This window comes from Oceanobacillus sp. B139/18 (assembly GCF_055524595.1).
The window spans coordinates 1,212,328-1,225,602 of sequence record NZ_JBVFXI010000001.1 but is presented as its reverse complement, the minus strand read 5'-3'; the positions used below and the strand labels follow the sequence as shown (position 1 = coordinate 1,225,602).

Below are 13,275 nucleotides of genomic sequence, written 5' to 3'. Positions count from 1 at the left end.
CGTATGATAAATTCTACAAGCTACATTGTTCGTATCAATAAAAGTTTTAACCTCTAATGTTGGAATAGGGAGTTTTACATCGAAATTGAAATGTCGAGCCGTCATAAAGGAATGGAAGACAGGAAGGTTTCTGCGGACACCCACTTTGCGAAGTGGTGGTTTAAAACTTTTTATTGCATGGTACGGCAAATGTGGCCTGTATACATAATTTATTATCCTATCCCGGCAGCGGCCTCGCTCCCGGGATTTTTATATTTTTAAATAAGCTCTCTTTCATTAAGGTGAAAGAGAAAATTTGCATTGTCATTAGCATCAGTTTGGAAAAAATGGTTATCTTTTTCCGACTTGGAAACAATACGATTTAATGAATTGAACTGAAGTACAGAAAGGATGTATTGAAAATGACAAGTCGATTTGATGATAAGGTAGTGATTGTAACAGGCGCAGCAAGCGGGATTGGAGAAGCAACTGCAGTGAAATTTGCTGAACAGGGTGCCAAGGTAGTACTCTCTGATATGTCCGAGAAAGGGAGACAGCTGTCAGATGAACTCAATCATAAGGGACTGAAGACAACTTTTATCCAAACGGATGTGACTAATGAAGTGGATATTCAAAAATTAATACAGGAAACAGTTGCCGCATATGACCGTCTGGACATCGTTTTTGCAAATGCAGGAATCGGGAACAGCACGATCCTGCATGAATTGTCTTTAAAGGATTGGCAGAAGGTAATCGACGTTAATTTAACAGGCGTATTTCTAACGAATAAATATGCGATTGAGCAAATGTTAAAACAAGAAAAGGGCGGCGCCATTGTAAATAACGATTCAATCCATGGCTTTGTCGGCAAAGCCGGGGTCAGCGCCTATGCAGCTGCAAAAGGCGGGGTGAAGCTGCTGACTCAGACAGCTACAGCAGAATATGCAGCAAAAGGAATCCGAATCAATAATGTCAATCCTGGCTATATTGATACGCCATTACTCAAAGATGCGCCAGATGAAGCAAAGCAAGATTTAATAAGACTTCATCCTATTGGAAGACTTGGGAAACCAGAGGAAGTAGCGAATGCCGTTCTATTCTTGGCAAGTGAGGAAGCTTCTTTCATTACAGGGGCAAGCTTGCTGGTTGACGGCGGATATACAAGTGTATAATTTGAATAAAAGTCTCCTGATACAGGGAGATTTTTTTCATTGGGGGAGATTAGCAGCTTTTATCCAATAAGTAAAACAAATACAAATAGATTCAAAAATACGATTTTTACTTCTCGCCTCATCCTGCTATGCTTGATATAAGCTTTCAATCCAAAGGAGGAAGAGCAAACATGACATTTCAATTAGAAAAATTAGATCATATTCAGCTTTCTGCACCAAAGGGTTCGGAGGAAACAGCGAAAAAGTTCTACCGTGATATTTTAGGGTTTGCAGAAGAAGAAAAACCGGAGTCGCTAAAGGCAAATGGAGGGGTCTGGTTTAACAAGGGAGACATCGCGCTTCATATTGGAATCGAGGAACCATTTTCCCCTATGAAAAAAGCACATCCTGCTTTTAGTGTATCAGGAATCGACGCGTTGCAAACTTATTTAGAAAATGCCGGCTTTCCGACAAAAAGAGACAGTAAACTTCCGAATGCGCGAAGATTCTATATCAAGGACCCGTTTGGAAACAGGCTGGAATTTTTGGAATGGGAGAATAAATAAGAAAGGCATTTTTTAATCGGAATTATTAGAAAGATTTTAATTTTTCCCTTATGCTTGTTTTTGTGATTGTACGTGCTATACTATAGGCATTCTTTATTTTTTAACTCAACCCAAAAATGAATATTTTTCATATAATCGTGGGGATACGGCCTGCAAGTTTCTACCGGTTTACCGTAAATAAACTGACTATGGAAAAGTATTAAAAAGCTTGTATTATGTCTGAAAACAATGCACGCTTGCTTGATTATTCGACAAAAAGCTCGAAAATCTACTTTTTCCATGGTAGATTTTCGAGCTTTTTAATACTTTAGGAGGAATCATTCATGGATTTACTAAAAGAAAAAATTGTAACAGAAGGAAAAGTATTATCAGATAGCGTGTTAAAAGTAGATGCTTTTTTAAATCATCAAGTTGATCCTGTATTAATGCAGGAAATCGGGAAGGAATTCGCGAATCGATTCCGTGACAAAAAGATAACTAAAATTCTTACGTTGGAATCTTCAGGCATTGCTCCTGCGACGATGGCAGGGCTGGAGCTTGGTGTTCCGGTTATATTTGCAAGGAAACGTCAATCGTTGACGTTAACAGATAATCTCTTAACTGCTGAGGTTTATTCATTTACAAAACAGACGACAAGCAAGGTTTCTGTTTCCCATGATTTTATTAAAGAGGGCGACAACCTGCTGGTTATTGATGATTTCCTGGCTAATGGCCAGGCAGCACTTGGGTTAATAGATATTGCAGAGCAGGCAAAGGCGGATGTTGCCGGTATCGGCATCGTCATTGAAAAAGGCTTTCAAGAAGGTGGACAGGCACTTCGTGATAAAGGAATTAAAGTAGAATCGTTGGCTATTATTGACTCCTTAGAAAATAATCAGGTGGCTTTTAAAGAGGAGGCTCTCAGGCAATGAAAATGGCAGCATTAGGTTTCCAGCACCTATTAGCAATGTATGCAGGAGCAATTTTAGTTCCGCTGATTGTCGGGGATGCTCTCGGACTGAGTACAGAGCAATTAACGTACTTGGTAGCAATTGATATTTTAATGTGCGGCGTGGCGACACTGCTGCAAGTATTAAACAGCAAATTTATCGGTATCGGACTTCCGGTTGTCTTAGGGTGTACCTTTACCGCAGTTGCTCCTATGATTGCTATCGGCGGACAGTATGGCATCACGGCGATATACGGTGCGATTATTGTATCCGGGTTATTTGTCGTCGTCGTGAGCGGATTTTTTGGAAAGCTGGTTCGCTTTTTTCCGCCAGTCGTTACCGGTTCCGTTGTAACGATTATCGGAATTACCTTGATTCCTGTAGCCATTAATAATCTGGGCGGCGGAGAAGGAGCAGGCGATTTCGGATCAACTGCGCATATCGCGCTTGGATTTGGAACATTATTATTTATTATTTTAATGTACCGGTTTACAACAGGATTTTTAAAATCCATTTCCATCCTGATTGGTTTAGGTGCAGGAACGATTGCAGCTGCATTTATGGGAAGAGTTGATTTTTCAGCTGTTGCAGAGGCTTCTTATTTCCATATGGTTCATCCATTTTACTTTGGGACACCGACCTTTGAATGGTCGGCAATTATTACAATGATTTTAGTTGCGATGGTGTCACTGGTCGAATCAACAGGTGTTTATTTTGCATTAGGTGATATTACGGATAAAAAATTAAATGAAAAAGATTTATCCAGAGGATATCGTGCAGAGGGATTAGCGATTTTCCTTGGAGGAATCTTTAACGCATTTCAGTACACAGCCTTTTCTCAAAACGTCGGTTTGATGCAGATGACAGGTGTGAAAAAAAGACGTGTCATTGTGATTACCGGGGTGATGCTGATTGTATTGGGATTTGTCCCTAAGATTGCTGCCGTGACAACGATTATTCCGACCTCTGTGCTGGGCGGAGCGATGTTAGCGATGTTTGGAATGGTTGTTGCACAAGGCATAAAAATGCTTGGTGCTGTAATATCCGAGTCGCCGGAGAATTCCATGATTATTGCTTGTTCAATTGGAATGGGTCTCGGTGTGACAGTCGTGCCGGAATTATTTGATGTACTTCCAAACTCATTGCAAATTTTAACCAGCAACGGCATTGTTGCAGGAAGTGTTACTGCGATTGTATTAAATATAATTTTCAATATGACACCGCGGCGTAAAAAAGAAAAGCAGGTTACTGGAACAAGAGAGCTTGCTGAAGAAGTATCTTAAATAAGCATTAAAACTGTCACTTCGGTGGCAGTTTTTTAATTGTTGTTTCAAAGATTACTGGAATTCAAGACCGGGTTACGCTAAAATCGAAGTATATATTTTCATGTATTTTAAGAATGTATAGAGAATTTAAGGAATAACGTATGTTGGACATGATATGAAGCGTATAAGGGATTCTAAGAAAGTAAAAATATGATTTCAACGCTCCTTTAATGAATGTCAAGTTTTCCTTGAAAAATGGAAGGAGGAGTCATCGGGATGACTGATTTATCAAACGGCACGCTCCTTATCTACGGTCTGGTTATATCAGCTGCATTGATGATTGGTATTATCCAATGGGTGAGAAGACGATTTGAAGTGTTGGCCGTTCTAGCTATTATTTTATCTCTGTTATTACCGCTTGCAGGCTTTCTATATAGCATTAATCGTCCAGAGGGTATGAATGAAATAGCATATATATGGCAGCAGGCCAGAGGAAGAAGCGGTATAGGAGTCTTTCTCTTATTAGGGCATCTGTATATCCTTTTTTGGGTCTTATTTGGTGCAGAATTTAAGCGGCTATATGAGTTTCTGTTCCCCAAAGTAAAAAGAATGATTCAATGGGTTAAAAACCGTGTTCGGAAACAGGACAAAAACAAAATGAAAGAGGAGATGTAATGACAACAGAAAGAGAGAAGATGCAGGCAGGGGAAATATATAATCCGGGAGATAGTGAATTAGTAAAGGACCGGCTGCATGTCAGAAAGATGATGCGTTATTATAACGGGCTGACAGAGGATGATACGGTAAGACGGACAAGCTGTCTGAAAGAAATATTTGGCTCAACAGAGGGATCTCTGTTTATTGAACCTGATTTTCATTGTGATTATGGTTTTAACATTCATGTTGGGGAAAATTTTTATGCAAACTTTAACTGTGTTATGTTAGATGTTTGCCCGATACGAATTGGTGACAATTGCATGCTGGCCCCAGGTGTACATATTTATACAGCAACGCATCCAATCAATCCCGTAGAGCGTAACTCCGGAAAAGAATTTGGTAAGGCAGTAACCATAGGTGATAATGTATGGATTGGCGGCGGGGCAATCATTAATCCTGGTGTAACGATTGGAGATAATGCAGTGATTGCTTCAGGCTCTGTCGTAACAAAGGATGTTCCTGCAAACGTTGTTTACGGAGGAAATCCGGCTAAGTTTATTAAAAGTGTAGAATTGTAAAGATGTGTTTGTTAAACAATCTTTTAAAAACAGGGTTCAGGGGGAGGGCTATCATGGATAAGCTTCAATCATTTGCGCCGGTTATCGGTAATCAGCCTAGAGTGCTGATTGTCGGTTCCATGCCAAGTAAAAAGTCATTAAAAGAACAAGAATATTATGGAAATCCCAGAAATCATTTCTGGCCGATTATGTATCATATTTTAAATGAAAGAGCCGCAGATACGTATTCTGAAAAATTACATTTAATGAAAAAGCATCACTTGGCGTTATGGGATACTGTCGGCTATTGCTATCGGCAAGGAAGTCTGGATATGCATATTGAAGAAGAAGAGCCGAATGATATTGCAGGACTTTTAAAGGCATATCCTTCTATTCAGCTGATCGCTTGTAATGGAACAAAAGCATATCAAATGTTCCATAAGTTTATTGCTCCGGCGCTCCAGCAGGAAATCGATGTGATAAAGCTTCCTTCTACAAGCCCTGTTCCCGGAAAATATAATAAAACATTTGAAGAGAAGATAGAAGTCTGGCGTGTAGTTACTACCTATTTAGAGGATATAAGGTCGTAAATCCAGAGGGGGACAGGATGAAACAATTTTGGCTGCAATTTCTGTTTTTTTCAATATTATGGGTTGGATTACTCTTATTTAACAGTACATTTATCCCTTATCATTTCTTTTTATTTGCACTGAGTCTGGCTTTTTTCTTTCTCTTATCGTTTCGAACGAAGAATCTGTATCTTTTCTTAGGCAATACCATCATTATTCTATGCGCCGGTTTCTTTTTCTCGGAAAATGTTTTATTTTCTATCAGTTTAATATGGTTTTTGCTGGTGTTAGCTGCCAGGCAGGTAGAAACACTGGCATATTATACGCTGTCAGCTGCAGCAATAGCAGCGTGTATGTTCTTTTCTTTTTTTTCATCGATTTCCCTTGAATTATTTCTTGGAAGCATTTTTATTTTGACAATAAGCATTCTTCTGCATCAGCAATGGAGTCATAACCAGTATTATAAGCGTTTATACGAGGAGTTGAATGATTCCTACAGGCAGCTGAAACGGCAGCATGTGGATGCGGAGAAAAATGCAAAAACAGAGGAAAGAGCACGTATCGCCAGAGATATGCATGATTCTGTCGGACATCATTTGACTGCATTAATGATGCAGATAGAGATGCTGTCGATTCAATATCCAGAGCTGGAAGTTGGACAGATGAAGGAATTGGCAAACAGAAGCCTGCAGGAAACCAGGGATGCTGTCAAAGCTTTAAAAGTGGAGGAATCGGAAGGTATCGCAACGGTCGTCCAGCTGATTCGGAAGTTGGAAAGTGAAAGTCATTTGAATGTGCATTTCACGATGAAGAACGGGGTTTTATCCGTGCCGATTTCTAATGCTAAAAGTGTTGTTCTTTATCGGGTGATTCAGGAAGGGATTACCAATGCCATGCGTCATGCCAACAGCCGTGAGGTTTTTGTAACTTTAAGTAAATCTGCAGATAAGGCAATCCATTTTGAAATCAGTAATAAAATACATCAAGTAAAAGCATATGAACCAGGATTTGGTCTGACAAATATGCAAAGTCGTGTGGAGGAATTCGATGGGAAATTAGAGATTCTTCAGTTACCTGATAAGTTTGTTTTATCAGGAAGGATTCCCAGCTGATATTGATGACGGAAGGAGATGATAATGTATGTTCCACGTGATGCTTGTGGAGGATCAGGAAATCGTACGTCAAGGGCTGCGTATGATCTTGGAGCAGGATGAGCAAATTCGGATAAGCTGTGAAGCAAGTAATGGCATCGAGGCGATGGAAAAGATGAGCGCGCATCGTGTTGACATTGTTTTTATGGACATCCGGATGCCGGATATGAACGGTATTGAGGCGACTAGAAAAATCAAAGAGCGGTGGCCGGATGTGCCTATTCTCATTCTGACGACCTTTAATGACGATGAATATGCACTGAAAGCACTGAATGAAGGAGCAAGCGGTTTTTTGTTGAAAACCTCTGACGGCAAAAAGCTTATTGAAGCAGTTTACAGCGTGATGAAAGGCGGCTTGGTGCTGCATGATGAGGTGACCGCGAAAGTAATGCCGAGATTGTTAAAGCAATCTAAAAAAACAAGCGCTGCAGCAAATATTGAGCTAACAGAAAGGGAAAGAGCAATTATTCAGAAGGTTGGACAGGGAAAAACGAATAAAGAAATCGCTGCTGAATTGTATCTTTCTATAGGAACGATAAAAAATCATATTTCTGTTATTCTGCAAAAGACTGATTTACGTGACCGGACGCAGCTTGCCATTTATGCGGTTACTCATGATATTTCGTAAATGAGGAAGTTTCAAGAACGAATGTCAAGAAATTGTACGAATTCCCTGCTGAAGTCCGCCGTTACATAATTTAAAATAGAAGTAACCTTAAATAAAAGTTTGGTGAAGAAGAGATGATTGCAATATTTTTAGATGAATTTCATTTTTCAACCCTGTGGAATGGCGGAATCTTTTTGTTTTGTGCATTTATGATTGTTTGTTATTTTTTTATGATTCCTTCCAAGGGAAAGAGCGGTATGCTTTATATTATCTCTTTTCTCTTCGGCATGGTTGTCTTATTTTTGTCTGTGGGAAGTCCATTAAATATTATTGGCAGGCTGACCCTGCAGGCACATATGTATCAAATTGTCGGTTTACTTTTTGTTGCGGCTCCCTTGCTTGTTATTGGATGGAGGCCAAAATCGTGGATCAGTGAAAAAATCAGCTGGATACAAAGCGCACTTGCTTATTTCCGGAAGCCTGCAGTAGCTATTACCCTGCTGACGGTCTTTTTTTACGGTTATCATCTGCCATTTATGTTTGATATTGCCCGTATAGAGCTGTACTGGAATCATTTCTTTATGATGTGTCTGTTTTTGGCTGCATTGAATTTCTGGGCTGCATTTTTCTATTATTGGCTGAATAATCGTGTCAGATGGTATGCAACGGCCGTTCAAATATCTGCATTCTTACCCTATTGCTTTTATGGTCTTTTAGCAGGTTCAGGCATTTATCAAACCTACAAGGATCCGGCTGTTTTTCTAGAGTCCTTACGCGTATGTATTCCGGTCGATTTGCAAATGCCGGATGAATTCTATATTGGTTTTCTGCCTTTTGACCCGGTTTATGAGCAGCAGATGGGAATTTTGATTTTTCTGTTCAGCATCGCACTCGTATTCGTTATTACGCTGGTTTGGTCTCAAAGGCAATTTAAAAATGAAAAAGGATGAATTACTTAATGACAGCAGAGCTGAAAATCAGTTCTGCTGTTTTTGTGTTAAGCAAGGAAAGAAGAAGTGTTGGATGAAAAAATGACTGGAGTCACTTTTTTTCCATCCGATTAGTGACGGAGGAAAGTGTTGCTTTGCTCGGGAAGACGATAAAATATAAGTAGATTTGACAGGAGGGGCTAACATGCTGGAATTAGTTGATATTTCAAAGCATTTTAAAAAAATAGAAGCAGTAAAGGCATTAAATATGTTTATTGAACAGGGAGAAATCGTCGGTCTGCTCGGTCCGAACGGAGCTGGTAAATCAACGGCTATTTCTATCCTTTCTACATTGATTGAGCCGACACAGGGAGACGTCCGGTTTTTGAAAAAGTCTGTCATTAAAAAGCCATCTCCATTACGGAAAGCCATTGGGGTTGTACCGCAGGAAATCGCACTTTATCCGCAGTTATCGGCGGAAGAAAACCTGCTTTTCTTTGGAAGAATTTATCGTTTGAAGGGCTCAACTTTAAAACAGCGGGTGAATGAGATTTTAGAGCAAATTGGTTTAACAGAGAAGCGAAAAGCGCTGGTAGAGTCTTTTTCCGGAGGGATGAAAAGACGGTTGAATATTGGGGTAGCTATGCTCCACAGCCCTCAAATTTTAATTATGGATGAACCGACTGTCGGCATCGACCCGCAATCCAGAAGCTATATTTTGGAGACTGTCAAACGTTTGAACAAAGAAAATCAAATGACGGTCGTCTATACAAGTCATTACATGGAAGAAGTAGATTATCTGTGTGACCGTATTTATATTATGGATCAGGGGAATTTAATTGCTTCTGGGACGAAGGAGGAAATCAAGCAGATTCTTTCTTCCGAAAATACGATTTCAATCCAGGCTGACCATTGGAGTGAAGCATTTATTGCCCGTTTGAAGGACCATGAATCGGTGACAAATGTGCATGTGGAAGAAAAAGAGATTACATTAATTACGCCAAAGGAAGTCAATTTGTTTTCTGAAATTATTTCGATGACGGATAAATATGATATTTCTTTACGCTCGCTGCATGTGAAGTCCCCAACGCTGGAGGATGTATTCCTGCACTTAACCGGAAGAGCATTACGTGATTAGAGGAGGATTGCTATGATATTTCAACTAGTTAAAAAACAATTGCTCCTGCTATGGCGTAATCCTGTCCAGATTTTTTTACTTCTGGGGTTGCCGATTATCCTTATTCTTATTTTAAGCTTTGCATTGGCAGGGTTTATGGAAAGCGGCAGTCCAAAGCTTGAATTAAAAGTAGCCTGGCTGGAGCATGAAGATGAAGCGGATCAGGTCGAGCGATTTATCAATGAAATGGAAGCAATTGGTGCGCCGGCAGAGGCGTTTGGTGACAGCGAAGACCTGCATATGATTACGATGCTCCGGGAGGATATTTTTCAAGGGGAAGATTTGCAGGAAATGATTGAATTAGAGGTTATACAGGAAGACGAAAAAGCAGATGTGCTGGCGGATGATTCCTTTTCCGGTTTAATCGAAGTACCAGAAAATTTCACCTATGATATGCTGCAGGCTATCTCAGGGCAGGACACTGCCAAACCAGATTTAACGCTGCATGTCAATCAGGAGGATGGAATCTATTCATCTGTCTTATCACAAATTTTGGAGCAATTTGATGAGAATCTGACTACGCAGGCCTTTCTGCAGCAAAATGATTTGGATGTAGATATGAATGAAATGCAGGCTGCCTCAAACGTTGGCGAGCAGACACAGATTGAACAGCTGGATCCGATTTCCTCTCGTGATTATTATACGGTTGCCATGGCAGTTTTTACCGGGTTATATGTTGCTTCTACCATTGGTTTCTTTGCAACCAGGGAAAGGCAGGATCAGGTGTTTGACCGTATTATTGTCGGTGATATGCCGAGATGGATGTACTTCTTCAGTATCCTAATTTCTGGTATGATCATTGCCTTTATTCAGCTATTGATTATTTTTGGTTTTTCTTATGTTGTTTTCCAAGTCACATTTCAGGATGTGCTGGCATTTTTGTTAACTACCTTTTCCTATGCTGTTGCAGTAGGTGGAATCACCGTACTATTAACGGCTATCAGCTATCGTTTTAAATCAGATGCGATTGTTGGCTTTTTCTCAGGGGTTGTTACTTCTATTTTGGCATTTATCGGAGGGAGCTTTTTCCCGATTGGAGAATTATCGGAAATGATTCAGCGTATCGGTAATATGACACCGAACGGCTCTGGATTAAGTGCTTATATTCAGTTACTCCAGGGAAGCGGCATAGAGGAAATTTCGAATTATCTTATTTACATGATTGGTTTTGGTGCTCTGATGATTATAGTTGCTGCGATAAGCTTTCCAAAAAGGGGGTCCACACGATGAAAGGCATATTATTAGCACGGATAAGGGAGTTTATTCGTAATCCATTTACTTTTCTCCTTTTTACAGGAATGTCGATTGTCTTTGCCTGGGTTATTTCTTCTTTAAATGTAGGGGAAGGAGGCGGTGGAATTCCAGTTCCTGTCTATGTGGAAGATGGAGCAAGTGATTACCAGCAATCTCTGGAGGAGCAGGAAGCCTTTCGTTTTTATGAAGTTGATAAAGAAGCATTGCAAGAAGAGTTAAGGGAAGGGGATGCAGATACGGGCGTTATCTTATCTGTGGATCGTTTTGATATTTTAGTAGGAGTAGAATCTCCGAATGCAGGTCTGATCCAACAGACGGTCCAGGAAGTATATACAACAGATATGCAAGAGGCATTAATCCGGGAGGCAGCAGACGCAGAAGGAATGGAAGCCGATCAAGTCGTTTCATCCTACCAGGAAGCTGCCTCGGAAGGTACATTTGATTTGTCGGTACACAGCTTTTCAGGAGAGGAATCCTGGCAATATGATGATAATGTACATCGTGTGGGCGGCTTTGCATTATTTTTCGCTATTTATACCATCGCGTATGGGGTAGTCAAAATCCTGACAGAAAAAAGAATGGGTGTCTGGGACCGGATGATTTTATCGCCAATTAAGAAATCAGAAATGTATATTGCGAACCTGTTTTACAGTTTTATAGAAGGCTATCTGCAAATTATAATTATTTTTAGTTTCTTCTATTTCTGGCGGGGAATTACCTTTAATGATCGAATGATTGAAATTTTACTGATGCTGATTCCATATGCTTTAGCTATTGTTGCTATGTCTATTTTGATTACAGCACTTGTTAAAAATGTGGAGCAGTTTAATGCAGCGATCAGTATTATTACAGTAAGTTTAGCCATGATTGGCGGCGCATTTTGGCCGTTAGAAATTGTCAGCAATCCTGTCCTGCTGTTTTTAGCAAATTTGAATCCAATCAAATATGGTTTAGATATTATTCAGGGAGCAGCAGTGTACGGTTATTCCTTTACAGAGCTCCTGCAGCCAATCAGTATTTTAACATTGATGACTGTCTTATTTACCGGACTAGGCATTCATTTAATGGAAAGACGACATATTTAATCAAACAGCATGTGTAAAACGTATAAGGCTTTGTGCGCTAACAAAGCCTTATACGTTTATTTGTGTATGTACGATTAAACAAATTTCCTGGCATTCTCCCATAACTTGGATTATATACTTCAGGGAATTTCTAGTATAATAGGTAGTTAGAATGTTAGATAGAAAAGAGGGTCAGGGTGTGAAGAAAAAGAAGAAATGGATTTGGATTATTTCAGGAGTTGTGCTGATACTCCTTATTATAAATTTTGCTGCTGCGATTTTCTTTTATAACCTCGCCATTGAAAGGAATGTAAAAGATTTTTTAAACGATAATGATGACCTGGAAGTGGAAGCAGAGACACTGGATATTTTATTAGAAGGTGATTGGCGGGACTGGTCGGATGAACAGCCGTTTGAAACTTGGCATCAGACTTCCTATGATAATCTTGATTTACAAGGATATTATCTGGAAGCAGAACAGCCTACGAACAAAGTAGTTATTTTTGCTCATGGTTATTTAGGGCGCGGAAAAGATATGGCTTTATACGGACAGCATTATTATGAGGATTTAGGATATAACATTTTTACAGCGGATATGCGCGGACATGGAGAGAGTGAAGGAGATTATATCGGCTTTGGCTGGCACGACCGTTTAGATTTGCTTGATTGGATTGATAAAGTAATGGAACGTGTGGGTGATGATGCTGAAATTGTATTACATGGCGTTTCCATGGGAGGCTCCTCTGTTTTGATGGCAAGCGGGGAGGAACTGCCGCCGAATGTGAAAGCCGTTGTAGCGGATGCTTCTTATACAGATGTCAATGAATTATTCTCTTACCAAATTGACCGGATGTTCCATTTGCCTTCCTTTCCGTTTATCCCATCTACCAGTCTCGTAACACAGCTGCGCGCCGGTTACGGGCTGAAGGAAGCCTCTGCTTTAGATCAAGTTGCAAAAGCGGAAGTTCCGATATTATATATTCATGGAAAAGAAGATGTCTTTGTGCCGACTGAGATGACAGAGGAGCTCTATGAAAATACCAAAAGTGAAAAGGAGCTTCTGCTTGTGGATGAGGCGAGCCACGGGGAGTCCTTTGTGAAAGATGAGGAATTATATAAGGAAACATTGGATGGCTTTCTGGAACGGTTTGTGCGGGAAGCTGAATGAGGATGCAGGAGGACTGCATAAATTTTTTTCTGTTAGAAACAAGAGAAAATAACAGGAATCTGAGTTGAGATACTACGAAACTTGATTTAAGGATGCTTCAAAAACTCCGATATACAAAGGTTTGGATTCCATTTATTTAAGATGTGTGATAAGAAAAAGACATTGATCATAAAGCTTGATCAGTGTCTTTTTTATTCATATATTATACAAGTAAACAATTAATCTGAAGAAATTTCATTAATATTTATAAAT

14 protein-coding genes, 1 other RNA gene and 1 riboswitch are annotated in these 13,275 nt (G+C 39.8%); all 15 genes read left to right on the top strand.

Translation table 11 applies throughout. The annotated features are described in order from the left end of the window. Nucleotides 1–14 precede the first annotated feature (14 nt). The 15 genes from ssrS to ACZSMY_RS05870 all read left to right on the top strand — a co-directional run bounded on the left by ssrS (nucleotide 15) and on the right by ACZSMY_RS05870 (nucleotide 13,023). A non-coding RNA gene (gene ssrS / locus ACZSMY_RS05940) (6S RNA) lies at nucleotides 15–202 on the top strand. A 199-nt stretch (nucleotides 203–401) separates the two neighbouring features. Further along, on the top strand, nucleotides 402–1,151 hold the full coding sequence (locus ACZSMY_RS05935; protein WP_368901619.1) for an SDR family NAD(P)-dependent oxidoreductase: 750 nt from the start codon (nucleotides 402–404) through the stop codon (nucleotides 1,149–1,151). 170 nt (nucleotides 1,152–1,321) lie between these two features. After that, on the top strand, nucleotides 1,322–1,696 hold the full coding sequence (locus ACZSMY_RS05930; RefSeq protein WP_042533722.1) for a VOC family protein: 375 nt from the start codon (nucleotides 1,322–1,324) through the stop codon (nucleotides 1,694–1,696). Between the two features lie 107 nt (nucleotides 1,697–1,803). Continuing rightward, nucleotides 1,804–1,905, top strand: a riboswitch (purine riboswitch). A gap of 114 nt (nucleotides 1,906–2,019) precedes the next feature. After that, nucleotides 2,020–2,607, top strand: coding sequence for a xanthine phosphoribosyltransferase (locus ACZSMY_RS05925; RefSeq protein ID WP_042533723.1), 588 nt, complete (start codon nucleotides 2,020–2,022; stop codon nucleotides 2,605–2,607). Further along, entirely contained in the window at nucleotides 2,604–3,908 is a 1,305-nt protein-coding gene (locus ACZSMY_RS05920; protein ID WP_042533724.1) for a nucleobase:cation symporter-2 family protein, read from the top strand. The genes ACZSMY_RS05925 and ACZSMY_RS05920 overlap by 4 nt, the downstream gene beginning before the upstream one ends. 258 nt (nucleotides 3,909–4,166) lie before the next feature. Next, the gene (locus ACZSMY_RS05915) at nucleotides 4,167–4,565 is read left to right on the top strand and encodes a hypothetical protein (protein ID WP_042533726.1); all 399 of its coding nucleotides are present in this window, start codon (nucleotides 4,167–4,169) and stop codon (nucleotides 4,563–4,565) included. Continuing rightward, on the top strand, nucleotides 4,565–5,125 hold the full coding sequence (locus tag ACZSMY_RS05910) for a maltose acetyltransferase domain-containing protein (protein WP_256706206.1): 561 nt from the start codon (nucleotides 4,565–4,567) through the stop codon (nucleotides 5,123–5,125). The genes ACZSMY_RS05915 and ACZSMY_RS05910 overlap by 1 nt, the downstream gene beginning before the upstream one ends. A gap of 53 nt (nucleotides 5,126–5,178) precedes the next feature. Continuing rightward, nucleotides 5,179–5,694 (top strand): DNA-deoxyinosine glycosylase, encoded by a 516-nt coding sequence (locus ACZSMY_RS05905; protein WP_193062028.1) that lies wholly within the window; start codon nucleotides 5,179–5,181, stop codon nucleotides 5,692–5,694. Between the two features lie 17 nt (nucleotides 5,695–5,711). Further along, entirely contained in the window at nucleotides 5,712–6,785 is a 1,074-nt protein-coding gene (locus tag ACZSMY_RS05900) for a sensor histidine kinase (RefSeq protein ID WP_193062029.1), read from the top strand. Between the two features lie 28 nt (nucleotides 6,786–6,813). Continuing rightward, nucleotides 6,814–7,452, top strand: a complete 639-nt coding sequence (locus tag ACZSMY_RS05895; RefSeq protein ID WP_193062030.1) for a response regulator transcription factor — start codon at nucleotides 6,814–6,816, stop codon at nucleotides 7,450–7,452. Between the two features lie 113 nt (nucleotides 7,453–7,565). Continuing rightward, the gene (locus ACZSMY_RS05890) at nucleotides 7,566–8,381 is read left to right on the top strand and encodes a cytochrome c oxidase assembly protein (RefSeq protein ID WP_256706208.1); all 816 of its coding nucleotides are present in this window, start codon (nucleotides 7,566–7,568) and stop codon (nucleotides 8,379–8,381) included. Between the two features lie 184 nt (nucleotides 8,382–8,565). Beyond that, the gene (locus tag ACZSMY_RS05885; protein ID WP_042533733.1) at nucleotides 8,566–9,498 is read left to right on the top strand and encodes an ABC transporter ATP-binding protein; all 933 of its coding nucleotides are present in this window, start codon (nucleotides 8,566–8,568) and stop codon (nucleotides 9,496–9,498) included. Nucleotides 9,499–9,510: 12 nt separating this feature from the next. Next, complete coding sequence (locus ACZSMY_RS05880; protein WP_256706209.1) at nucleotides 9,511–10,767, top strand: ABC transporter permease; 1,257 nt, start codon at nucleotides 9,511–9,513, stop codon at nucleotides 10,765–10,767. Continuing rightward, the gene (locus ACZSMY_RS05875) at nucleotides 10,764–11,876 is read left to right on the top strand and encodes an ABC transporter permease (RefSeq protein ID WP_193062034.1); all 1,113 of its coding nucleotides are present in this window, start codon (nucleotides 10,764–10,766) and stop codon (nucleotides 11,874–11,876) included. The genes ACZSMY_RS05880 and ACZSMY_RS05875 overlap by 4 nt, the downstream gene beginning before the upstream one ends. A gap of 178 nt (nucleotides 11,877–12,054) precedes the next feature. Beyond that, entirely contained in the window at nucleotides 12,055–13,023 is a 969-nt protein-coding gene (locus ACZSMY_RS05870) for an alpha/beta hydrolase (RefSeq protein ID WP_042536207.1), read from the top strand. The last annotated feature ends 252 nt before the right edge of the window (nucleotides 13,024–13,275 follow it).

Bases quoted from the DNA above. Each gene is read 5' to 3' on its own strand.
- ACZSMY_RS05910 (WP_256706206.1), top strand. From the start codon at position 4,565: ATGACAACAGAAAGAGAGAAGATGCAGGCAGGGGAAATATATAATCCG.
- ACZSMY_RS05875 (WP_193062034.1), top strand. From the start codon at position 10,764: ATGAAAGGCATATTATTAGCACGGATAAGGGAGTTTATTCGTAATCCA.
- ACZSMY_RS05890 (WP_256706208.1), top strand. From the start codon at position 7,566: ATGATTGCAATATTTTTAGATGAATTTCATTTTTCAACCCTGTGGAAT.
- ACZSMY_RS05920 (WP_042533724.1), top strand. From the start codon at position 2,604: ATGAAAATGGCAGCATTAGGTTTCCAGCACCTATTAGCAATGTATGCA.
- ACZSMY_RS05880 (WP_256706209.1), top strand. From the start codon at position 9,511: ATGATATTTCAACTAGTTAAAAAACAATTGCTCCTGCTATGGCGTAAT.
- ACZSMY_RS05905 (WP_193062028.1), top strand. From the start codon at position 5,179: ATGGATAAGCTTCAATCATTTGCGCCGGTTATCGGTAATCAGCCTAGA.
- ACZSMY_RS05930 (WP_042533722.1), top strand. From the start codon at position 1,322: ATGACATTTCAATTAGAAAAATTAGATCATATTCAGCTTTCTGCACCA.
- ACZSMY_RS05895 (WP_193062030.1), top strand. From the start codon at position 6,814: ATGTTCCACGTGATGCTTGTGGAGGATCAGGAAATCGTACGTCAAGGG.
- ACZSMY_RS05885 (WP_042533733.1), top strand. From the start codon at position 8,566: ATGCTGGAATTAGTTGATATTTCAAAGCATTTTAAAAAAATAGAAGCA.
- ACZSMY_RS05915 (WP_042533726.1), top strand. From the start codon at position 4,167: ATGACTGATTTATCAAACGGCACGCTCCTTATCTACGGTCTGGTTATA.
- ACZSMY_RS05935 (WP_368901619.1), top strand. From the start codon at position 402: ATGACAAGTCGATTTGATGATAAGGTAGTGATTGTAACAGGCGCAGCA.
- ACZSMY_RS05900 (WP_193062029.1), top strand. From the start codon at position 5,712: ATGAAACAATTTTGGCTGCAATTTCTGTTTTTTTCAATATTATGGGTT.
- ACZSMY_RS05925 (WP_042533723.1), top strand. From the start codon at position 2,020: ATGGATTTACTAAAAGAAAAAATTGTAACAGAAGGAAAAGTATTATCA.